Raw genomic sequence first — 21,368 nt, 5'->3', positions numbered from 1 at the left:
TCAGTTTTTAAGAAACATAACATCCCTTGCACTTATAAGTGGCAAACGTATGACAAACAAAAAAGCGCTGTCTTTAAACAGCGCACTGATCAAATAATTTCACCTATTTAGTATTTTTTCCACACGCTCCCGCATCTGCGGCACGCTCAATCCGATAATCACCTGAAACGCCTTCCCGTTTCTGACGATGCCATGTGCGCCAAGCGCCCGGAATACGCTGTCGGGCTCAACCTTTGTTTCGTCCTTGACACTGACTCTGAGGCGGGTGGCGCAGTTTGTGACTTCAGTGACGTTGTCTTTTCCGCCCAGCGCTTCAATATACAGAAAAGCAGTGTCATCCGCCGTTTCTGCAGCGGAGGCCGCCGTTTCATCCTTGTTTTTTCGTTCTCTGTATTCCTTTTTCGAATACAGCTTTGTTTCCTGCTGTTCATCCTTTTCCCGTCCTGGTGTAGCAATATTGAATTTGAGGATTAAAAATCTGAAGACGAAAAAATAAATAGCTGTAAACGAGAGCCCGATCAAAATTTGGTACACATATGTCATACCGTGGCTGCCAAAGAGCGGAATCCAGTTCAAGGTCACCGCTTCGATCAGTCCGCCTCCCATGTTTCCGACGACGCCGGCCATATACATAACTGTCGACATTGTGGCGGCAAGCACGGCGTGAACCGCAAATAAGAATGGTGAAATGAATAAGAAAGTAAATTCAATCGGCTCTGTAATTCCGGCGACAATCGCTGTCAGTGTGACAGGAATCAGCAGCCCTGCAACGAGTTTTTTCTTTTCCTTTTTGGCTGTCACATAAAAAGCCAGGGCGATACCCGGAATACCGAAGATTTTCGAGTTGCCGTGAAGCGCGAATCCGCCTTGCGGGAAGAGCTCCTTCAGCGGTTTGGCGCTTTGCGAATATTCGCCGAGATGCTGTGCCCAATACGTGACGATCCCGCCTTCCGCTACAGCCGGGCCATAAATAAACGGCGTGTAAATAAAATGATGAAGGCCAGTCGGAATTAAAATCCGTTCCAGAAACGTGTATATCCAAACGCCCACCGCCCCGGAAGCAACCAGGAAGCTTTGAAGCGAGCCAATTCCAGATTGAACCATCGGCCATATATAAGACACTGCCAGGGCAATCGGGATCATAATAAAGAAGGAAATCATCACGATATACGTTGAACCCTGAAAGATGCCGAGAAAATCGGGCAGTTTTTTATCAAAATAGCGGTTATGCAAAAAGACGACAATCGAAGAAATAAAGATGGCTCCGATAATGTTGGTATCGAGCGTTTTTATGCCCGCAATCATCGTTAATCCGCTCGTTCCGCCGACCTCTTGATTCATGTCGACGCCAAATGCTCCTCCCCATACCGTCAATATCGAGCTGACAAAATAATTGAAGGTCAGGTAAACAGTAAGCGCTTCCAAACAAGCGCGTGCCTGAGCTTTCTTCGCCAAAGCAACCGGGATGCCGATGGCGAATAAGAGCGGCATTTGGTTAAAGACAGTCCAGCCGCCCTGCTCAATGATATACCAGCACTGATACCAAAAACCGTCAGGATCGGCGAGCGATCCCATGAGGGTTTTATTTTTAAAGAGCGTGCTGATACCGACGATAATGCCGGCGAACGCGAATAATAAAACAGGCACAAACATCGCGCTTCCAAAGCGCTGAATTTTTTGCATCATACCAAAACCCCCTGCTACTCATTGTCATTTTTTTCTGCCTCTTTGTAATCAACATATGCGCGGAACAATGCTTCGCCAACGAGAAAAAACGGTGCAAAAGCGACAATTTCCGTTTTATCGCTTAATGTCATAGGTTTGCTTGTCGCATAAAGATTATGCGGAGTCAGCTGGGCGAGGACATTGTTTTTTAAATTCGTAATGGAAATAAAGGGAATGCCCTTTGCAGAAAGCATTCTTGCCTGAGGAATCAGCTCCGGTGTTTCTCCGGAAAGAGAAATGATGATAAACAGATCGTTCACTTTAAAATCCCCGCGCATCAGATTAAATTCATTCGTGTCTTCAATCAAAATGAGATAGCGATGGCGCGGAATAAACATTCTTTGCAGGTCACGGGCGCATATCTTTTGCGCATTTCCAGAACCGTAGACGAAAATGCGGTCCGCTTCATCAATCAGCTGGCACATGTCCGTCATGTCCTTAGTCCTTAAGAACTTCAAATTTGCTTCAATATCATCAAGCAGCTTTTCAAAACTCATACTCTCGCCTTCTTCCGGCTGATCTTCCCACTTTAAAAAGACGCGAAATTCACTGTAGCCGCTGAAACCGAGCTTTTGGGCAAGTCGCAAAATTGAGGAACGCGATACACTGCAAGCTTTGGCCAGCGCGTCGATTCCAAGGTGATAGCACGTGTGCTTATGATTCAATATATATTTTAAAATATGAAAATCGTTGTCATTCAATTTGCTGTAGTGCTGATTGATCAGTTCTTCGAGCTGCATATCAGATCCCCCCATTTTCTTTCTATTATATACAATTACAGATTCGAAAATGGGGGAATTTCATTTATGATATGCGGGTTGGGCTTTGATCAAGCTCAGGCCAGAAGTCTTTGTTGGCCTCCACTAAATCCTCAAGAATGAGTCTTGCCACACGCGCGTTCGGCACTGTTTTTGACAGGATCAGCGCCTGCCACAGCTTTTGGAACGATTTCTCCGCCCACGCTTCAACAGTCAGCTTCTCAACGGATACCTGCTGCTCCATGAGCCCTTTCTGGAATTGCGGAATGGTGCCGACGGTAATCGGTTCAGGCCCATTTGAGCCGACGATGCATGGCACCTCAACCATCGCAGTCGGGTCAAAGTTCGCAATTGCACCGTTATTTTCAACAATCAACAGCATTCTTTCACCTGTGTTGTAGGCAATCGCCCGGGCAAGATCAACGATATACGATGCGTGGTCATCGATTTTAATTTCGCTGTTTTCCGAGGACTGTTCACGTGTGATCATGTCACATTGGCTGAAAATAAAAGCTTCGCGCCCTTCCATGACTTCATTCGCCCGCGTATGATTCGGATTTGATTTTTTCACCATATCATCTGGGAACAAATAATATTGCAAATACGTATTTGGCAGTGTGTCAGGATCTGCGGCCTGCACGTCACGCGCTTTGGCGAACGTGTCATTCCAGCTTTCCTCCACCGCTTCAGCCTCTGTTTTCGGAATATAACCGTATTGGGATACATGTTCCTTCAGCTTCGGCATTAAATCGTTGCCCTCTTGATCCTGAATCGATGTCCACCAGCCGAAATGATTCAATCCGTAATAGCGGACCTTCATCTCTTTTCTTGAGGACAAGCCAAGAATTTGCGCCATCCGGTCTTCGATTCCAACAGGCATATCACAGATATTGAGAATTTTAGAATTCGGTCTAAGGCGTCTCGTAGCTTCAGCTACAATCGCCGCAGGGTTGGAATAATTGAGCATCCACGCATCAGGCGAGTATTTTTCCATGTAATCTAATATTTCAAGCACACCGCCGATCGAACGCATCCCGTACGCGATCCCGCCCGGCCCGCATGTCTCCTGGCCGACAACTCCGTACCTTAACGGAATTTGTTCATCCAGCGCGCGCATTGCGTATTTCCCTACCCGGATGTGCGCCATAACAAAATCGACATCTGTAAAAGCTTCTTCCGGGTCAGTCGTCGCTGCAAATTCAATATCCGGCGCTTTTTCTCTGATAAAAACATCACAGGCGCCTGCAATGCGATCCTGTCTCTCCTTATCATTATCATACAGCTTCAGCTTTCTGATCGGAAACTCCTCCAAATGGTCCAAGAGCATGAGTACGATCCCTGGAGTGAAAGTGCTTCCTCCGCCCGCTATTACAATTGAGAATGATTTTTTCTTCATATGACGACCTCCTTGATAACGTTTACAATTTCATTTATACCATGGGAGAGCCCGTCCCGTAACACGTTTGGCGCACTTAGGTCATTTGATCAATTTTAGTGTTTTTTCCCATAGAGCGGGAAATTTCTCATTTACCTTCCGTCCGTAAGATTTGGTTTTTTTTCCTTTTTTGTAATCTTAAAGTCTCATCAACTGTGAATTTTAAGTGAATATACGCCCTTCCAGTTCTTATGAAAAGGTTCTTTTGTACGATTCGGATACATGCCGAATTATTTATAATCATTTATATAAAACATCCAATTGTGCGTGAATTTAGAAAAGGCAGGGGACAAAAGTTGGACTCATATAAAGTCATTGAGCTGGCAAACAAGTACAGTGCGGCCGCAGAAGAGGTCAGAAGCTCCAAAATGCTGCTTGAATCCCGGTTATCTGCAATGGGAGATGCTTGGCAGGGAAAAGCAAGAGATTCGTTTGACCAGGATTTCGAGGAAACGAAAGCCGCCTACGACCAATTTGAACAGGAGCTGCTTGAAACTAGCCAGGAGCTGAAGGCAGCCGCTGTCAAAATAGAAGAACGAAAAACTGAAATTGCCAGAATGGAAGAACTGGAACGTAAAGCAAGAGAGGAAAGACATAAACTCGGGAGGTGAACGGTGTGTCAGGAAACATTGCAGTTGATCCGGATAAGCTTGAACAGCTTGCAAATGATGTAGTCACTGAATTGACTGATATGGAAAACAAATATAAGGATCTGCATGTGGAGCTGGGGCAGATGATTTTGCAATGCGATCCCCGCTACAGCAGCTGTTTTTCCGGAGTGGGCGATGCGTGGAGCTCAGGAAAAGCGCTCGTCACCAAGCTGAGTGACAATGAGATTTTCATCAGAAAAACGGGCGATAAATTTGTGGAACAAGATGATATTTTGCGAAAGCTCTACAATGCCTACGACAAATACGGCACGATGACAAGCTTAACCGCCCTTATGCTGACACAGGGAAAATATTACGGATTAGGGCTTACGAAATTTGTGAAACAGCCAAGCGGCTTGCATACCGCCCAGCACTCAAAACTTCTATTGGATATTTCCAGGGCCGTTGACAGCTCCCGTTATCAAAAAGCGGCAAGAGTGCTTTTGAACCCTAAATATTTGTTAAAAAAGACAAACCGGCCATTTTCAGATTTGGTACATAAAAAGTTTACAAAATACTTCCCTCAGGACACGGTGGATTTTTCAAACAGCGTCAGAAGCTACACAAAAGGATTTCTTAATGAAGCCGGCGTACGCTCAACTTTAAAGGATGTAGGAAAAACGGGTTTAAAATTCGCAAAAGGAAATGCCATTACCGCCACACTGATTACCGGTGCGACCGAAACGTTCGGAGCGGGCTTGAAAATAGCTGAAAATTACGCGAAATACCAGGACAAACCGGAAGTTCTCAAGCGTGAAAACGCCAAGGCCGTCGGGAATGCTGTGAATAACACCATTTTTATTGCGGGCGGTGCGACAGCTGGTGCTGTTGTAGGCGGTGCCGTAGGAAGTGTGTTAGGCCCTGTCGGCACCGTAGTCGGAGGCACAATTGGTTCGGCGGTAGGCGGATTTGTTGGGGAAAAAATCGCAAAATTCACATCAGTCTATGCTGAAAAAGCAGCGATAAAGCTGAAAGAGCCGATCCATGCTGTCGTTGATACAGCCAAAAAAGGGCTGGAATCAGCCGGCAAAGTCGTCAAATCAGTGAATGACGGCATAGATGCGGCGAATAAATCGATACATAAAGGGATAGACAGCGCGAAAAAAGGAATGGAAAAAGCAAAGAAAACAGCGGATTCGCTTATACACGGCGCAACCCATTTCCTTAAAGGGAAATTTTCATTTGGATAGGAGAATAAACAATGAAGCAGTTTACAATTAGCATAGAAGAACTCTTGTTTTGTTTTTACAGCGAAGGGTTTTTTGAACAGGGAATGGCCTTAAAACAAGCTTATTTTCCCGAAATAGAAGATGAACAGCTCGGCTCCTTATTTGAAGCTGCGTGCCGCTCACTCTTAGCCAAGGAGGCGGCGGAATATCGGAATCATCAATATCGGTTAAAGGACGAATACTGTCCGTTTATCCATGTGTTAAACGATGCGGACTATACAGTGAAGCTATCCAAATTTGATGAACAAGCCAAAGAACAGAATATATCCTGCCATGTTTCGAAGTTTGGCACTTACTCTCATGAATTGCTGTTTGATGAACAGGTACATAGAATCAAAAAAATGGATTCAACTAATGGAGTACTCTCTAAAACATACGAGTTTTTAAATGTAATAGATGCAGAAGATCATAAAGAATCAATGATCACCCTGACGTCAACTGAATTCGAATGGCTTCTGGAGGGCGCTTCAGACACTCCCGCATATCTGAAGGAATTTCTAGATAAGCATGATCACCAAGAGGACGTGACCCGTTTTGTAAATGATCTGGCTTTGCGAAAAGGAAAAATGGATACGCTGATGCGGCTGGTTTATGACAAAGACAACTCGCCGGAAGTGGCTGATATGGCTTTCGTCCTGCCTGGCAGCCGTCATACTTGGCTGGTAACAGGCATTACTCAAAATGAATTTTCTATCGTAACAGCAAATAAAGATGTGATAAAAGGAATACTTTTTTGCTAAAGAGCGATAAAGGAGAATAGCAATTGAAAAACAATGAAATAATTAAGGTCAAAAGCAGACTGTTTTTTAGAATATGGCTGTTCCTCGCTACAGGAGGCGCTTTTATTGTAGGAGTATGGCTGGTGTCTGAAGCTCTTACATTTGAATCTAAGTATGCCCTGCTTTATTTGGGCGGCGGATTAATGGCGATCGTTTATGGATTGATCACATTTTTTATGGCTTTTCCGGCGTTCACAAGCCGGGGAAATGTCATTTTCAGCGTAAAAACAGGGCCTGATGGCGAGATTTTCTCTAGAAAGCGCAGCGTGATGTTTTCTGAGGTAAAACGGATTTATATGGGACGGCATCATTACAGCTTGAAAGGGATCTTTTTTGAAGATATTATCATCGAGAAAACAGACGGAAAAGTCGTTCGCATCCCTACTTGGAACATTATCGCGAATCCATTGTTTTTTGAAGCGGTGGAACGCTATATCCTCCCTCATCTGAATGAAGAGGCGAAAAGCAACTGGATCAGCCAATTTACGGAGATTCAGCGCAGCGCGTATTTAAAGGAATTTGAAAATCATCCAAAGCTTTAACAGCTCTCCTCCTTTATAATGAAAGAGAAAAGCAACTTGAGGAGTGCTCATGAATGCTGGTTACCATTCTTTTATTTCTCGCGGCGGGGCTTGCTGAAATTGGCGGCGGATATCTGGTTTGGCTATGGCTGAGAGAGGCAAAGCCAGCCGGCTACGGGATCGCCGGAGCATTGATCTTGATTGTCTACGGCATTCTTCCGACATTCCAGTCCTTCCCTTCCTTCGGCCGTGTATACGCCGCTTATGGCGGGGTATTCATCGTGCTTGCGGTCCTGTGGGGATGGCTTGTTGACCGGAAAACACCTGATCTGTATGATTGGATCGGCGCATGCATTTGTCTCATCGGTGTCTGCGTCATCTTATTTGCGCCGCGCGGATAAACAAAATGGCCTGCTTATGAAGCGGGCCATTTTTGTTTAATCCTCTTTTAAGCTTGTCAGCTGCACTTCATGCTCATCTTGCGGTTCGTCAAGCGGATAAATTCTTGCTGTTCCGTTTTCTTCATTCACGTGCTGAATGTAAATAGGAACACCGTTGTACGTTACTTTTTTCATATCGGGAGATTCTACAATTTCTTTCGCCCTTTGTATATTCATCGTAACACCCTCCTTCAATACATAATGTTTCCATTTCCTGAAGGAAGTATGCTTTATGATTCAGCGGACAAATTGAATTTTTTCAGGCGTTTGTAGAAAGTGCTTCGCGGGATCCCGCTGATTTTGGCGGCTTGAGAGACGTTTCCTTTTGCGGATTCAAGCGCTTTGATCATCATATCCTTTTGGATTTGCTCACGAAGTTTGAGCACGCCGGCAGCAGCGGGCTGTTTTTCTGCAGTGCTGACCGGCAGTCCAGCGGCTTCCAGTAAAGCGGAAAGCGGCTCATCTCCAAGCCGGCCGTCCGGAAATCTGATGGAAAGACGTTCAAACACATTAAATAGCTCACGGATATTTCCCGGCCACTTCCAATGCTTCAGCACCTCACAAAAATCAGAAGGAAGTTCGCCTGGCCAATGATTCTTCTGTTTGAAGTACTCGAAGAGATCCGGAATATCCTCGGGGCGATCGCGCAATGGAGGAAGTTCAATTGGATAGACATGAAGGCGGTAAAACAAGTCCTCTCTGATTTTTCCGCTTTCGGCAAGCTCGCGTAAATCACAATGTGTGGCGGCAATGACTCTGATATCAACCGGAATTTCTTTTGCCCCGCCGATTGGCGTAATCTTACGTTCCTGAAGCACGCGTAAAAGCGCAACCTGCATCGAGTGGGAGATTTCTCCGATCTCATCTAAAAATAAGGTGCCTTGATTCGCTTTTTGAAAGGCGCCTTTATAGCCATTTCGCTTCGCTCCCGTAAAAGCGCCTTCCGCATAGCCGAACAGTTCGCTTTCAATCAAATCAGACGGAATCGCTCCGCAATTGACAGCAACAAACGGACCGTGCCGTCTCTCACTGTTCTCATGAAGCGCGCGAGCCGCGACCTCCTTCCCCGTACCCGTTTCACCCGACAAACAGACCGTTGCATCCGTCGCAGCTGCTCGTTCAAGGTGCATCAGCATCGCTTGCGATCGGCCGCTTTGCCCGATCACTCCATTGAATCGAAACGCCTTCTTTTTCTTTTGTTCCGAAAGATAAAAACAAGTGCCGCCACCTCCTATGGTGACAGCTTTTTCGATTGAATAGCCCCGCTCCTTCAACTCGTACAGATGCCGGCCCTGCCAATCCGGCATTGAGGTTCGAATCGGCATGCTCGCACTGACGATGTGCTGCTTGTTATTACAGAGCACCATCGGCACACTGGATGCAGCTCTCTCCCCAAAACGGCTGATCAGCTCCAGCTCTTTCTCACGGCTTTTAGCTGCGAGTTCCCGTTCAGCGGCATAGGCAATCGCCGTGGCAATACCAAGCATATGAGGATGCGCGCCTGCCGCCGGACATGATATGTCAATTACACCCGCAAGGCTGCCATCCTCATGGTGAATCGGAGCGGCTGAACAGTTCCAAAGATGGGAAGCGATGGAGTAATGCTCTGACCCTTGTATTGCAACCGGCTCGCTGATGTGGAGCGCCGTGCCAATCGCATTTGTTCCGACAGCCGTTTCTGTCCAGCATGCCCCTTCGACGAAATTGATGCGTTTGGCTTCATAGAGCGCGCGGGGATGGCCGTCCAATGCCAGTACAACACCATCTGAATCAATTAACAGCGCCATCATTTCCATTTCTTTTATGGCAGGCAGCAGTTTTTCGAGGTAAGGCTTTGCGGTCGTCAGGAAGAATGAATGCTTTTTTGACTGCTGATCCAGCTCCGTTTGCTGTAAAACCCTCGGGCCTTTTTCTAAATAAGGATTGACCTCAGCTTTTTTGCAGCGATGCCATGACTCGGCGATCCGTTTTCTTATTCGGGCTTCGTCAAGCACACCGTCTTTCACAAAACGTTTCCAGGTTTGCAAATCGTTTGGGACCGAATTCATTTCCTTGATCGCTCCTCCCTTACACGCCGTTTTCATCTATTGTAGGGGAAAAATAAAGCGCTTTCAACAAAAAAAAGCAGGCACTTATAACCACTCGCCTGCTTTTCCTCTTATTATGCATGTACTGCAAGCCCGATCGTGCTTAGCAGCGCCTCGTGCAATGTTTCCGATAAGGTCGGATGGGCGGCGATAAAATGCTCCGCCATATCTGCCGTCATCTCACCATTCATGATCGCTGCCGCCTGGCCGATGAGCTCGGTTACATCCGGACCAATCATCGAAACACCTACGATTTCGCCGAATTCCGGTTCAGCTATGATTTTGACCTTTCCTTCCGCTTGCTGTTTAATGAGCGCCTTGCCGTTTGCGGAAAAAGGAAATTCGCCAATCTTCACATCCCCGTATACGCTTCTTGCCTGTCGTTCTGTCATTCCGATACACGCGATTTCCGGGGACGTGTAGATGCAGCGCGGCACATGTTTCTCATTGATTTTGACATCCCTTCCAGAAGCATGAGAAGCAGCAATGATACCCTCATGGAATGCGGCATGCGCCAGCTGAATGCCTCCTATTGCATCTCCGCACGCGTAAATATGAGGCACGTTCGTCTGCATGTGCCCATTCACCGGAATGCCTTTTGGAGAAAAATCAACTCCCGCCTGCTCCAGCTGTAATCCGTCAAGACGGGGTTTTCTGCCGATCGCCACCAGTATATAATCGGCCTTCGTTTTAAACTCACGCTGGCCGCTTTTCCATATTGCCGTTTTCGCTGTTTGATCCACCCGCTCTAACCTGGATGAAATATGCACTTCAACACCGTCTTCCTCAAGCTTTTCTTGAAAGAGACAGGCGATATCTTCATCTTCTGCAGGGACCAGCTGTCCCGCTGTTTCAATGATGGTCACCTTCGATCCCAATCTGGCAAACAGCCCTGCATACTCACACCCGATGACACCGCCGCCGACAATGACAAGTGAAGACGGAATCTCGGAAAGAGAAAGCGCGTCTTTGCTGTCGATGATCCATTCGCCGTCAAAAGGAGCGAACGGCAGCTCGATCGGCTCTGATCCTGAGGCAATCAATATTTGGTCCGCCTCTCTGATTTCTTTTCCGTTTTGTCCTTCGATCAAAAGCTTTCTTTCAGAAAGAAACGAGGCTGTTCCCTTTACAACCTGTATTTGATTTTTCTTCATTAGGTACTGAACGCCTTGAACAAGCTGTCTGACAACCTGCTGTTTGCGGTTTTGCATTTTACTCCAATCGACTGATATCGCACCTGCGGGGAGTTCGATTCCAAAGCTGCCGGCATGCTTGATTTTATCAAGAACATTTGCGCTTTCTAGCAAAGACTTTGTCGGGATGCAGCCTTCATTCAGGCAGGTCCCCCCAAGCTTGTCTTTGTCAATGAGCAGCACGTTTCTGCCCTGCTGAGCCGCGGAGACCGCAGCCGCATAGCCTGCAGGTCCGCCGCCGATAATGGCTAATGTCATGTCGTTTTCACCTGCTTTTCCTATAAAATTAATGCTGCGGGTTCTTCCAAATATGTTTTTATCGCCTTCAGGAATGCAGCGGCTGGGGCGCCGTCACACGCTCTGTGATCAAATGTCAGGCTGAGCGGCAGGATCGTGCTTCTGACGATCTCCTCCCCTTGGTACACCGGTGTGTCATAGCTTGCTCCGATGCCGAGAATGCCTGCTTCAGGCGGATTTAATATCGGTGTGAAATGCTCAACTCCAAAAGCGCCAAGGTTTGTAATGGAGAAGGTTGAGCCTTGCAGCTCGTCGCTTCCCGCACGTCCCTCACGTGCTTTTTTGGCATTTTCTGAGATGGATTGAGCCAGTTCAATCAGCGATTGCTTTTCAGCATGACGGATGACAGGCACCACTAAGCCATTTTCCAAGGCTACAGCCATACCAAGGTGCACATGAGGATGTGTGATGATGCGCTCATTTTGATAAAAGCTGTTCAGCACTGGGTGAGCTTGCAGTGCGAGAACGGCGGCTCTTGAGACAAAATGAGTGATTGTCAGTTTTGTGCCGTACCGTTCTTCCGCAGCTGGTGAAAGCTGTTTTTGAAGAGTAGCAAGCTTAGTGATATCAGCCTTCATCGTAATCGTCAGCTGCGCGCTGTTTGCCAAGCTTTCCTGCATTCGGGCAGCGATGACTTTTCTCATGCCTGTCACCGGGGTTTCCTGCGCTTTCTGATCAGAAACAGGTTTTGCCTGAGCTTTTTTCTGTTCAGCCAGCGCCTTTGTCACGTCATCCTTCACGATTCTTCCGCCTGGTCCGGTGCCTTTCAGCTGTTTCAGGTCTAACCCCGCTTTTTCCGCTATTTTTCTCGCAACTGGAGATATTTTCAATCGATCTTTTTTGGAGGCTGCGGGTTTGTTTTCTTGTTTGACGGGCTGGACGGCTTGCGGCACGCTGTCTTCAGCAGCAGGCCTGCTTGCCTCTTCCTGCACCGACTCATTGGCGTCTCCGATGTAGCAGATTGCAGTGCCGGGCGGAACCTCTTCTCCCTCTTTCACTTTGATGTCGATCAGCGTTCCTTTTTCAGGCGCTTCGATCTCCATTTCAATTTTCTCCGATTGAATGCTGGCAATGCTTTCTCCCTTTTCAACCGGGTCGCCTACTTTTTTATTCCATATCGATACTTCCCCTTGTTTCATCGCCATTCCTAATTTTGGCATCACTACTTTTACTGCCATTTGTGTCCCCCCTTTAGTTCATTGCCGGCTCGCCAAGCAATTCAAGCGTGACGCTGACAATTTTATCTGGTGTCGGCAAATATTGATCTTCAAGCACCGGTGAAAACGGCACTGGTGTATGCGGTGCTGTAATCCGTTTAATCGGCGCATCAAGCAAATCAAAGCCTTTGTCTGCGACAATCGCTGCAATATCCGTGGCAATGCTGCATCGCGGATTGGCTTCATCAATGATGATCAGCCGGTTTGTTTTTTCCAACGATGTGAAAATCGCATCCTCATCCAGAGGAGACAGACTGCGGGGATCAAGCACCTCAGCTTCGATGCCTCTCTCTGAAAGCTGTGCAGCTGCTTCAAGCGCGGTATTGACCTGCTTGCCGACTGCAAATAGCGTGACATCATTGCCTTCGCGTTTGATGTCGGCCTTTCCGAGCGGAATTGTATAATAATCTTCCGGCACCTCGCCCTTCATGTTGTAGGACGTCTTGTCTTCAAAGAAGAACACCGGATCATTATCTTCTATTGCTGCAAGCAGCAGACCTTTGGCATCATACGGACTGGATGGAACAACCGTCTTCAGTCCCGGGATGCTCGTGAAAAGGCCATACAGCGCTTGTGAATGCTGGGCAGCGGCACGAAATCCCGCTCCGTATGTGGTGCGGACGGTAATCGGCACTTGCGCTTTACCGCCGAACATATAGCGGAATTTCGCCCCTTGGTTGATCACCTGGTCAAAGCATGTGCCGATAAAGTCATTAAACATTAATTCTGCAATCGGTCTCAGCCCGGTTGATGCCGCAGCCATAGCTGCACCCATGTAGCCCGCTTCAGAAATCGGTGTGTCCAGCACTCTTGTGCGCCCGAATTCCTGTACGAGCCCCTTTGTAACCCCTAATACACCGCCCCATGCTTCATCATCCTGCAAATGATCGACAGCCGCTCCCCCGGCGACATCCTCACCGATCAAAAGCACATTTTCATCTCTTCTCATCGCAAGCTTCATTGCTTCATTGATCGCGTCTGACATGCTTATGACTCTCGCCATCTCTTACATTCCTCCTTTTTCATATGACACGTACACATCTGTCAGCAGCTCCGAATCTTTTGGATATGGGCTGTCTTCGCTGAACGAGACGGCTTTTTCAATCGATTCGCTGACACGCTGTTCAATGTCTGACAGTTTATTAGCATCTGTTTCTTTTAAAAGGTAGTTTTTAAAGCCTTGAATGGCATCTTTTTCTTCAAGGTGCTCAACTCTTTCATCCTTCGTTTTATAGGTCTGGGCATCCCCTTCGAAATGGCCGTAGTTTCTGTAGGTCATACATTCAATCAAAGACGGGCCTCCGCCGTTTCTTGCTCTTTCTATCGCTTCCTCGGCTGCCTGGTAAACTGCTAAAATATCTTTCCCGTCAACTGTAACCCCCGGCATGTTATAAGCAGCCGCCCGATCGGCGATTGAATCACAGGCTGATGCGTACTCAAATGGGGTAGCTTCCCCATAGCCGTTGTTTTCAGCAACAAACACGACAGGAAGGTTCCATACAGCCGCTAGATTCAGCCCTTCGTGGAAGGTGCCTTGGTTATTTGCCCCGTCTCCAAAAAAGCAAACGCTTACATTTTTAGTCTGTTTATATTTAGCCGTGAGCGCTGATCCGCACGCGAGCGTAAATCCGCCTCCGACGATTCCATTTGCCCCTAACATGCCTTTATTAAGATCCGCAATGTGCATAGAACCGCCCTTGCCTTTGCACAATCCGGTCGCTTTCCCGAAAATTTCCGCCATCATGCCATCCAGATCACAGCCTTTGGCGATACAATGTCCATGTCCCCTGTGTGTGCTTGTAATGCTGTCGCCATCATGTAAATGAGCGCACACCCCAACAGCCACGGCTTCCTCACCGGCATATAAATGAACGAATCCAGGAAGCACTCCCTGGGCGAACAGGTCATGCACTTTGTCTTCAAAGCCCCTGATCTCCAGCATCTTTTGGTACATCCACAGCGCTTTTTCCTCAGTTAATGACAAGCCTTCTCGTTTTAACAATTCCATTTTGTGCGCCTCCTTCTATTTAGGGTTCACGATTATAAAAGCAAGAAGTGTGCCAGTATTTGAAGCCCGTCAAATCAACCTTTTCATTTTTACACTGGAGACAGTTTGAGACGGGTGTCTCGTTTTGTCTCAAACTGATCCATTTTTCTCGTTCTACAGCATACAAAAAAGACCGGGCATCACCCGGCCTTTGACAATGATCGACGTATTTATTTCCTTGGAAATGATGTTAACTTCCTAGTTCCTCTGCATCGTTTGATTGAATAGCTGCTTTTGAAGAAAATCAATCAGTTCATGCTTTTCTTCAACAGCCCGGTTCAATGCTTGAAGCATATAGCCAATGCCTTTGTATGATGACAGCGGCCAGCTGATATGCTGATGCTCACCGACGACGGCGTTGAGAACGTTTCGATATTTTTTCCCGCCAAGCATGACTAGCTCTTCAATATCAGAAAAGCCCTTTTCGTAAAATTGGCGGCCCAGCTCCTCCGCTGTCATGATTTCCGGATGACCGGTGCCAAAAGTGACATCGTAATTTTCCGATACGATATCATCAGGGCGAAGAAAGCCGTGCTTCGCCGACAAAATCACCCACTCATCGAAAAATGCTTTCGCATACCGCTCGCACGCCTGATGAAACGGGCTGAGATAAGCGTCCGCCGCTCTTACCGGCCCGGCATCAGGCTGGACATCCCAGATTTTTTTCTTGCCGCAGGGGATGATGCATAGCCGTTTCATTTTTCTCTCCCCCTTTATGAGATATCTCCACTAAATGTACCATTATTTTCTTATTCCTGCATGACTAAACAATACATGCGAGAAAAGACAGGCTGAGTAAAAGCTGCGTACAAAAAAGACCCGGAAATCGGAATTGTTTATTTTACCGAACATCCAGGTTTATTTTAGTCAAGAATGGTGTGAAAATCCCTTTATTTTGTTAGCCTTTTTTGAATCAAGCACTGCTGTTACTCTATCCCATCAAGATACTTTCTCTCAAAGTCGTCGAGCAATGCACGCACTTCATCTGTTGACTTTGTGTTCATGCATTGATTTCTTAATTCACTTGCTCCTCGGAACCCGCGAAGGTAAATCTTGAAAAAGCGAGGAAGAGGTTTGTACGGACGTGCTTCTAATGCTGAATACTTATCATGAAGATCCAGATGCAGTCTTAAAAGATCAAGCAATTCCTTGCTGCTATGCTCTTTCGGCTCCTTTTCAAAAGCGAAAGGATTTGTAAAAATACCGCGCCCTATCATAATTCCATCGACGCCGTATTGTTCAGCAAGTTTCAAGCCAGTTTGACGGTCAGGAATATCCCCGTTTATTGTTAACAGTGTATCTGGTGCCACCTCGTCACGAAGTTTCTTAATCTCCGGGATGAGCTCCCAATGCGCATCCACTTTGCTCATTTCTGCTCTTGTACGCAGATGAATAGAAAGATTGGCAATATCCTGCTTCAAAATGTGTGTCAGCCATTCGCGCCATTCGTCTACATCCGTGAAACCAAGTCTTGTCTTTACGCTTACAGGCAATCCCCCTGCTTTTGCTGCTTGTATTAACTCTGCTGCAACTTCCGGCCGGCGGATAAGACCGCTTCCCTTACCGTTCTGTGTCACATTAGGCACAGGACAGCCCATATTGATATCTAGACCTTTAAATCCTAACTCTGCCATGCCAATACTCATTTTACGAAAGTTTTCAGGCTTATCTCCCCATATATGTGCTACCATTGGCTGTTCATCCTCTGTAAAAGTCAAACGGCCGCGTACGCTATCCTTCCCATCCGGGTGGCAATAGCTCTCTGAGTTTGTGAACTCTGTAAAAAACACATCCGGTCTGCCTGCTTCACTTACTACATGCCGGAAAACAACATCTGTCACATCTTCCATTGGTGCCAATACAAAAAATGGCCGTGGTAATTCACGCCAGAAATTATCTGTCATCATACATTCAAATCCTTTCATGATGGGATACAGTCAAACCTTTATCCCAAAATTAAAAACTGACCATGCTTCTTTTTACACTTATAGCATGCGAAAGCATTTCTTATCAAACTATAGGAAATGTTGAACATTTCACTTTTACACGATCAAAAGTGAAACAGCAAACTGAAATAGAATAGATAAGATAGAACACCTTAATTGGGTTAATGGAGTGTCGCTATAATTATCCCCATATAGTTCATCAACTCCTGAACCTTATAATCAGTTCGAAAGAGAAAAAAGTGTGATGATTATCTACACCTATTTTTTATATCTATATTGTGGTTTATTAATATTACCGCTGACCTTCATCTTTCTTAGTGGCCTTACTTTTGAACTTTTTGGATAAAAAGTACTCCAACCTAAATAGAATATCATATGAGTTCTCCCTATTACAAAAGCAAAATAATTGTCTTGTTATTGAAGATAAGATATTTAACGCTACACCATATCCGTATCTCAATATCATTTGTGGAAAAACTAATTTCAAGAGATAACCTGATTAAGTAAATTGAGTTGGGGGTGGTATATCTGAGTACTCGAGAGAATGAAAAAGCTTTAACTTACCGCTTGAGGATGAGAACAGTAATACTGATCCAGAACCAATAAAATAGACTGCTGACTAAGTGTCGCAGTCTCATTCATAAGATTAATAATAAAGTGTTCATTTTCTTTCATCATTAAATAAGGCATCAGAAGTTATTGCTTTAATTTCGAATATCCTTTGTTATACCTATGATTATTTGTATAATAGTGAAAACTCCCAAGAAAACAGTAATAATATTAAACCATGGATTATCATAGAATGAAAGATATGTTTGAAAGAAATCCAGTTCAACTATGTTTGCTGGGAACCCATTCATTTCTCTATAATTAGGACCCCTTCCCGTTAATTCTACAACATTAAAATAAAGCTGCAAAACTAAAAATGCCAACAACGTTTGAAACCAACTTCTTTTATATAACGGTCGTTTTTTGTATACTTTATCCATTTAACGCCATACCTTTCCTTACATTTCTATAAACAATATTTCACACATACTAACTGCAAGTCAATATATGATTTTACAAATTATGAAAATACATCTTTTATTTTACATTATTCTACTCATGAAATTCAATCATACTTAAACTAATTTTTTCGGGATAATTACTGCTAATTAGAAAAATATATATTTAATGTTTTGCTTATATTTTATTTTTTAGAAGGGGGACAAATTATATACAATCTTATTATTTAATAAAATGCATAAAGGAAATAGAGTATAAAAAATGAAGAATTTCGATGGTTTTCATATTTGTAATTGTATCCAGTCAGCCTATAAGCTCTCACGCTGTAGAATCAAATTATGATGAAGATAAATACACAAGACTTTTATGGGCGTTGATATGAACGTAATTCATTTAAGTTTATCTACTTTCTTATCAAAAAAAGATAAAGAAGATAGAGATCGCTAAGTAAGTCACTAGTGAATTGAGAAAGACAGTCAGAACTAGGGCTGCACATGAAAAAGACCCGGAAGTCGGCAATGTTCATTCTACCGAAATCCAGATCTGATTAGGACTTAATGAGACGATTTTAATACAAGCCTCGCCACTGCTTCCACATGAGCCGTCTGCGGGAACATATCGACAGGCTGAATATAGTCCACGCGATAGTCCTTCGACAGCGTCTGCAAATCCTTCGCAAGCGTGGATGGATTGCAGGAAACGTAGACGAAGCGTTTCGGTTTGACTTTTTTGATCGTGTCCAGGAATGTGCTGTCACAGCCGGTTCTTGGCGGGTCTACGATGACGATGTCCGGGCGGAAGCCTTCTTTCGTCCATTTCGGGAGCCAGTGCTCGGCTGTTCCTGTTACGTATGTGGCATTTGCCATGCCGTGTTTTTTGGCATTTTTCTTGGCATCGTCAATTGATTCCTTGATGACGTCCATGCCGCGGACTTCCTTCGCTCCATCCGCCACCCACATGCCGATAGTGCCGACGCCGCAATACGCATCTACGACTTTTTCTTTTCCGGTCAGCTGCGCCGCTTTTTTCACTTCGTCATACAGCTTGACGGTCTGTTCGGGATTTAGCTGGAAGAAAGCGCGGGCGCTCAATTCAAAGGATACATCGCCGAGCACCTCTTGAATCACTGTTTTTCCTGCGAGCGGTTTCGTTTTCTCACCGAAAATCACTGAGGTTTTCTCCCCGTTTACATTCTGAATAATGGATTTGACCTCTGGCAATCGCTTTTGAATCGCTTTGACGATTTCTTCCTTGTGCGGAAGCGTTTCTTTTGCGGTTACAAGCACGACCTGTACCTCGCCTGTTTCAAAGCCGACTCTCGTCACGATCGTGCGAACATCGCCTTTTCGTTTTCTTTCATTATAAACAGACACATTGAAGTCCTCTAAAATGCGGCGGACGATGCCTGTTGTTTTGTTGGTTGCCGGATGCTGAACGATACAATCTTTAATCGGAACGATGTCATGAGAATCAAGGCCGTATAAGCCGGCGATGATGCTGCCGCTTTGCGAGCGCCCGATCTGGAATTGGCTTTTGTTGCGGTAATTCCACGGATTGTCCATGCCAATCGTTTCTTTGATTTCCATGTTCTCTACTTTAAACTTCGTATGGCGTTCAAGAGACTGAATGACGATGTCGCGTTTTTCTCGAAGCTGCTGGCTGTATGCAAGGTGCTGGAGCTGACAGCCGCCGCATTGTTCGTACACGGGGCAAGGCGGTGCCACCCGGTGCTCAGACGCTTTGCGGATTTTCTTAATGCGGCCCTCCGAAAACTTAGGCTGGACCTTTGTGGCCTGCACCACAACCTCTTCACCAGGAAGCGCGCCGGGCACGAAGACGACTTTTTTCTTAAAATAGCCGACACCTTCTCCGTTAATGCCGAGACGCTTAATCGTCAGCGGAAAGGTTTGTCCGACCTTCAGTTCGACGGGCGCCTGTTTCTTTTGTTGGTTCACGTTTTTCTCTCCGTTTCTATATGAAGCTTTCTGCGGATGGCAGAAAGTGAAATGTTTTTTCACATCTAACTAGTATAACACGTTTGCAGGTTTTCCTTCATTGTCAGATGAATTATTCAATACTTCTCCACAAATATAAAGACGCATAGCTTAAATAAGGCTCCCACTCCTTGCTCATCGCCAGCATGACATCCTTTGCCGGCTTATCGTCCAGCTGAAAATGGCGTTTGATGGCATTCTGGAGGCCGATATCGGCAAGCGGGAATAAATTGGGACGGCCAAGTCCGAACATGAGGACGTTTTGCACGGTCCACGGGCCGATGCCCCTGATTTTGATCAGTTTTTTCATAATGTCTTCATCCGCCATATGCGTCAGTTCTGACAAGCTGAGTGTGCCTTCTGCGATCATCTTTGATGTATCAATGGTGTATTCCGCTTTTCTCATGCTGAATTGCAGATCACGCAGATCCTGATAATCGAGTTTTGCAATTGTTTCCGGCTTTGGATAGCACCACACGCCATCCTTCTGCTCGCCAAATGCATGAACAAACCGTTCTGTTAGCGTGTAAGCAAAGGACAGATTGAGCTGCTGGTGGATGATGCATTTCATCATGCAGTTGTACACACTGTAGTCCAGAACAAGCGGTGTCCCGGCATGCTCTTCAAAAATGGCGGACAGACTCGTTTTTGAGAAATGATCCAGAACGTGCTGCAAGTGATGTTCCCATTGAAAAATCCGCTTGATTTCCTTCATCATCTCATCCTGATCCGTTTCCCCGCTAACGAGAAACTCAGGCTCGTCAGCATGGCCTAACGCCTGTACTTTTACAATACAAACGTCTCCCGCATGATTTCTGATCGGCACGCGGACTTCTCTCGCCTCTCGATCGACAGCATTGAGGGGGTCTAAAGACAGCCTGTCCAATACGCGGTCAAAATGATACGGCGGCGTGACAGATACTTTTTCCTTCCACATGTGATCCACCCTTTTTCCGTTTTTGTTCAGTATAACATGCCGCTGGAAACAGGCAGAGAGTACCGTATACTTTTCTCATAAAGACCGCATGATATAATGGCAGGTGGAGGGTTGTTTATGATCAACATTACCGCAATCACAACAGAGCATCAGCTGCTGAAAAATATACCGATTGAACGAGTGGAACAGCCTGATATTGCATGGTACTGGGTTGATTTTTACGGCCCGGAGGATACGGAAACGGCGTTATTGAGAGATTTTTTTCATTTTCATCCGCTTGCCATTGAGGATTGCTTCCAGCACATGCAGCGGCCGAAGCTTGACCATTATGACGGCTATCGTTTTTACGTGATTCATGCGCTGAATAAGGAAACACTAGAGACGGAGGAAGTCGATATTTTTCAGGGCGAACAATTTATCGTTACCTTTCATTTACACGAAACGCCCGGTATCGCTAAAGTCCGAGAGCGTTTGTATGCTTCACCGGACATATTGAAAAAAGGGCCTGGGCATATTTCTTATATGATCATGGATCAGCTTGTCGATGAATATTTTCCTCTCGTGTATAAAATTGAGGACCGGCTGAATGAAATCGAAGAAAGCCGCTCCCACAAAACGTATGGAACGCTGATGAACGAGGTGTTTGAACTCAGAACAGACCTATTGCATTTAAGACGGACAATTATCCCGATGCGTGATTTGCTCTATCGGATTTTAAGCCTTGACCATGTGAAAGAGCAGCGGGAAACGAAAGCCTACTTCAGTGACATATACGATCATTTGTTAAAGTTGTCTGAAATTGTGGAATCCAACCGGGACATGACGTCCGATTTGCGTGACAGCTACGTGACGCTAAACTCAAACCGGATGAATGCGATTATGATGACACTGACGATCGTGTCGACCATTTTCATCCCGCTCACCTTTATTGCCGGTGTATACGGTATGAACTTCGACTTCATGCCGGAGCTGCATTGGAAATACGGATATTTTGCTGTACTTGGCCTGATGGCCGCGCTTGTGATCGGGATGCTGATTTGGTTTGTACATAAAGGATGGTTCAATATTTTTAAATGAGGGCAGCGGGAAGCTGTTCTTTTTTGTT

20 protein-coding genes are annotated in these 21,368 nt (G+C 45.7%); 6 read left to right on the top strand and 14 right to left on the bottom strand.

The window, feature by feature from the left end:
• Positions 1–99: 99 nt before the first annotated feature.
• From malP to glvA, 3 genes are all read right to left on the bottom strand, one after another.
• Positions 100–1,686: a PTS maltose transporter subunit IIBC gene (malP, locus tag MY9_RS04655; RefSeq protein WP_014663235.1), complete on the bottom strand. Its 1,587-nt coding sequence runs from the start codon at positions 1,684–1,686 to the stop codon at positions 100–102.
• Positions 1,687–1,700: 14 nt separating this feature from the next.
• A complete protein-coding gene (gene glvR / locus MY9_RS04650; protein ID WP_014663234.1) occupies positions 1,701–2,465 on the bottom strand; it encodes a MurR/RpiR family transcriptional regulator GlvR in 765 nt (254 codons plus the stop codon).
• A gap of 64 nt (positions 2,466–2,529) precedes the next feature.
• Positions 2,530–3,879, bottom strand: coding sequence for a maltose-6'-phosphate glucosidase (gene glvA / locus MY9_RS04645; protein WP_014663233.1), 1,350 nt, complete (start codon positions 3,877–3,879; stop codon positions 2,530–2,532).
• Between the two features lie 335 nt (positions 3,880–4,214).
• Between glvA and MY9_RS04640 the strand changes: the two genes are divergently transcribed.
• The 5 genes from MY9_RS04640 (at position 4,215) to MY9_RS04620 (ending at position 7,498) form a co-directional block, all read left to right on the top strand.
• Positions 4,215–4,529 carry a WXG100 family type VII secretion target gene (locus MY9_RS04640; RefSeq protein WP_014663232.1) on the top strand — a complete coding sequence of 105 codons (315 nt, stop codon included), beginning with the start codon at positions 4,215–4,217 and terminating at the stop codon, positions 4,527–4,529.
• 5 nt (positions 4,530–4,534) lie between these two features.
• Positions 4,535–5,758 carry a hypothetical protein gene (locus tag MY9_RS04635; RefSeq protein ID WP_014663231.1) on the top strand — a complete coding sequence of 408 codons (1,224 nt, stop codon included), beginning with the start codon at positions 4,535–4,537 and terminating at the stop codon, positions 5,756–5,758.
• A gap of 11 nt (positions 5,759–5,769) precedes the next feature.
• Positions 5,770–6,537: a hypothetical protein gene (locus MY9_RS04630; protein ID WP_014663230.1), complete on the top strand. Its 768-nt coding sequence runs from the start codon at positions 5,770–5,772 to the stop codon at positions 6,535–6,537.
• Between the two features lie 77 nt (positions 6,538–6,614).
• On the top strand, positions 6,615–7,118 hold the full coding sequence (locus tag MY9_RS04625; protein WP_237711716.1) for a YfjD family protein: 504 nt from the start codon (positions 6,615–6,617) through the stop codon (positions 7,116–7,118).
• Between the two features lie 53 nt (positions 7,119–7,171).
• The gene (locus MY9_RS04620) at positions 7,172–7,498 is read left to right on the top strand and encodes a YnfA family protein (protein WP_014663228.1); all 327 of its coding nucleotides are present in this window, start codon (positions 7,172–7,174) and stop codon (positions 7,496–7,498) included.
• 36 nt (positions 7,499–7,534) lie between these two features.
• Here MY9_RS04620 and MY9_RS04615 read toward each other — a convergent pair whose 3' ends face one another.
• The 11 genes from MY9_RS04615 to MY9_RS04565 all read right to left on the bottom strand — a co-directional run bounded on the left by MY9_RS04615 (position 7,535) and on the right by MY9_RS04565 (position 20,263).
• Positions 7,535–7,714, bottom strand: coding sequence for a small acid-soluble spore protein H (locus MY9_RS04615; RefSeq protein WP_014663227.1), 180 nt, complete (start codon positions 7,712–7,714; stop codon positions 7,535–7,537).
• A 53-nt stretch (positions 7,715–7,767) separates the two neighbouring features.
• Entirely contained in the window at positions 7,768–9,585 is a 1,818-nt protein-coding gene (gene acoR / locus MY9_RS04610; protein ID WP_041521269.1) for an acetoin dehydrogenase operon transcriptional activator AcoR, read from the bottom strand.
• A gap of 113 nt (positions 9,586–9,698) precedes the next feature.
• Positions 9,699–11,075, bottom strand: coding sequence for an acetoin dehydrogenase complex dihydrolipoyl dehydrogenase (gene acoL / locus MY9_RS04605; protein ID WP_014663225.1), 1,377 nt, complete (start codon positions 11,073–11,075; stop codon positions 9,699–9,701).
• Between the two features lie 20 nt (positions 11,076–11,095).
• Positions 11,096–12,292: an acetoin dehydrogenase complex dihydrolipoyllysine-residue acetyltransferase gene (gene acoC / locus MY9_RS04600; protein ID WP_014663224.1), complete on the bottom strand. Its 1,197-nt coding sequence runs from the start codon at positions 12,290–12,292 to the stop codon at positions 11,096–11,098.
• Positions 12,293–12,305: 13 nt separating this feature from the next.
• Positions 12,306–13,334 (bottom strand): acetoin:2,6-dichlorophenolindophenol oxidoreductase subunit beta, encoded by a 1,029-nt coding sequence (acoB, locus tag MY9_RS04595; RefSeq protein WP_014663223.1) that lies wholly within the window; start codon positions 13,332–13,334, stop codon positions 12,306–12,308.
• A gap of 3 nt (positions 13,335–13,337) precedes the next feature.
• Positions 13,338–14,339, bottom strand: coding sequence for an acetoin:2,6-dichlorophenolindophenol oxidoreductase subunit alpha (gene acoA / locus MY9_RS04590; protein ID WP_014663222.1), 1,002 nt, complete (start codon positions 14,337–14,339; stop codon positions 13,338–13,340).
• Positions 14,340–14,576: 237 nt separating this feature from the next.
• Positions 14,577–15,077 carry a DUF6884 domain-containing protein gene (locus tag MY9_RS04585; RefSeq protein ID WP_014663220.1) on the bottom strand — a complete coding sequence of 167 codons (501 nt, stop codon included), beginning with the start codon at positions 15,075–15,077 and terminating at the stop codon, positions 14,577–14,579.
• A 227-nt stretch (positions 15,078–15,304) separates the two neighbouring features.
• Positions 15,305–16,282, bottom strand: coding sequence for a tRNA dihydrouridine synthase (locus MY9_RS04580; protein WP_041521492.1), 978 nt, complete (start codon positions 16,280–16,282; stop codon positions 15,305–15,307).
• Positions 16,283–17,028: 746 nt separating this feature from the next.
• Positions 17,029–17,313 carry a YfzA family protein gene (locus MY9_RS04575; RefSeq protein ID WP_014663216.1) on the bottom strand — a complete coding sequence of 95 codons (285 nt, stop codon included), beginning with the start codon at positions 17,311–17,313 and terminating at the stop codon, positions 17,029–17,031.
• 573 nt (positions 17,314–17,886) lie between these two features.
• Positions 17,887–19,287: a 23S rRNA (uracil(1939)-C(5))-methyltransferase RlmD gene (gene rlmD, locus MY9_RS04570; RefSeq protein ID WP_041521268.1), complete on the bottom strand. Its 1,401-nt coding sequence runs from the start codon at positions 19,285–19,287 to the stop codon at positions 17,887–17,889.
• 112 nt (positions 19,288–19,399) lie between these two features.
• A complete protein-coding gene (locus MY9_RS04565) occupies positions 19,400–20,263 on the bottom strand; it encodes a DNA-3-methyladenine glycosylase family protein (RefSeq protein WP_014663215.1) in 864 nt (287 codons plus the stop codon).
• Positions 20,264–20,380: 117 nt separating this feature from the next.
• Here MY9_RS04565 and corA point away from each other — a divergent pair, with 117 nt between their 5' ends.
• Positions 20,381–21,340 carry a magnesium/cobalt transporter CorA gene (gene corA, locus MY9_RS04560; protein WP_014663214.1) on the top strand — a complete coding sequence of 320 codons (960 nt, stop codon included), beginning with the start codon at positions 20,381–20,383 and terminating at the stop codon, positions 21,338–21,340.
• Positions 21,341–21,368: the final 28 nt, after the last annotated feature.

Origin of the sequence: Bacillus sp. JS, from assembly GCF_000259365.1 — a bacterium.
In the GTDB taxonomy this organism is placed as follows: Bacteria; Bacillota; Bacilli; order Bacillales; family Bacillaceae; genus Bacillus; species Bacillus stercoris.
Note: the sequence above shows the minus strand (reverse complement) of the source record. Positions and strands in the feature narration are given on the sequence as shown.

Excerpts from the sequence above, each read along its gene's own strand:
- acoA (WP_014663222.1), bottom strand. The coding sequence starts at position 14,339 with ATGGAATTGTTAAAACGAGAAGGCTTGTCATTAACTGAGGAAAAAGCG.
- glvA (WP_014663233.1), bottom strand. The coding sequence starts at position 3,879 with ATGAAGAAAAAATCATTCTCAATTGTAATAGCGGGCGGAGGAAGCACT.
- MY9_RS04580 (WP_041521492.1), bottom strand. The coding sequence starts at position 16,282 with ATGACAGATAATTTCTGGCGTGAATTACCACGGCCATTTTTTGTATTG.
- malP (WP_014663235.1), bottom strand. The coding sequence starts at position 1,686 with ATGATGCAAAAAATTCAGCGCTTTGGAAGCGCGATGTTTGTGCCTGTT.
- corA (WP_014663214.1), top strand. The coding sequence starts at position 20,381 with ATGATCAACATTACCGCAATCACAACAGAGCATCAGCTGCTGAAAAAT.
- glvR (WP_014663234.1), bottom strand. The coding sequence starts at position 2,465 with ATGCAGCTCGAAGAACTGATCAATCAGCACTACAGCAAATTGAATGAC.
- MY9_RS04630 (WP_014663230.1), top strand. The coding sequence starts at position 5,770 with ATGAAGCAGTTTACAATTAGCATAGAAGAACTCTTGTTTTGTTTTTAC.
- acoR (WP_041521269.1), bottom strand. The coding sequence starts at position 9,585 with ATGAATTCGGTCCCAAACGATTTGCAAACCTGGAAACGTTTTGTGAAA.
- MY9_RS04575 (WP_014663216.1), bottom strand. The coding sequence starts at position 17,313 with ATGGATAAAGTATACAAAAAACGACCGTTATATAAAAGAAGTTGGTTT.
- acoC (WP_014663224.1), bottom strand. The coding sequence starts at position 12,292 with ATGGCAGTAAAAGTAGTGATGCCAAAATTAGGAATGGCGATGAAACAA.
- MY9_RS04620 (WP_014663228.1), top strand. The coding sequence starts at position 7,172 with ATGCTGGTTACCATTCTTTTATTTCTCGCGGCGGGGCTTGCTGAAATT.
- MY9_RS04615 (WP_014663227.1), bottom strand. The coding sequence starts at position 7,714 with ATGAATATACAAAGGGCGAAAGAAATTGTAGAATCTCCCGATATGAAA.
- MY9_RS04565 (WP_014663215.1), bottom strand. The coding sequence starts at position 20,263 with ATGTGGAAGGAAAAAGTATCTGTCACGCCGCCGTATCATTTTGACCGC.
- acoL (WP_014663225.1), bottom strand. The coding sequence starts at position 11,075 with ATGACATTAGCCATTATCGGCGGCGGACCTGCAGGCTATGCGGCTGCG.
- MY9_RS04585 (WP_014663220.1), bottom strand. The coding sequence starts at position 15,077 with ATGAAACGGCTATGCATCATCCCCTGCGGCAAGAAAAAAATCTGGGAT.
- acoB (WP_014663223.1), bottom strand. The coding sequence starts at position 13,334 with ATGGCGAGAGTCATAAGCATGTCAGACGCGATCAATGAAGCAATGAAG.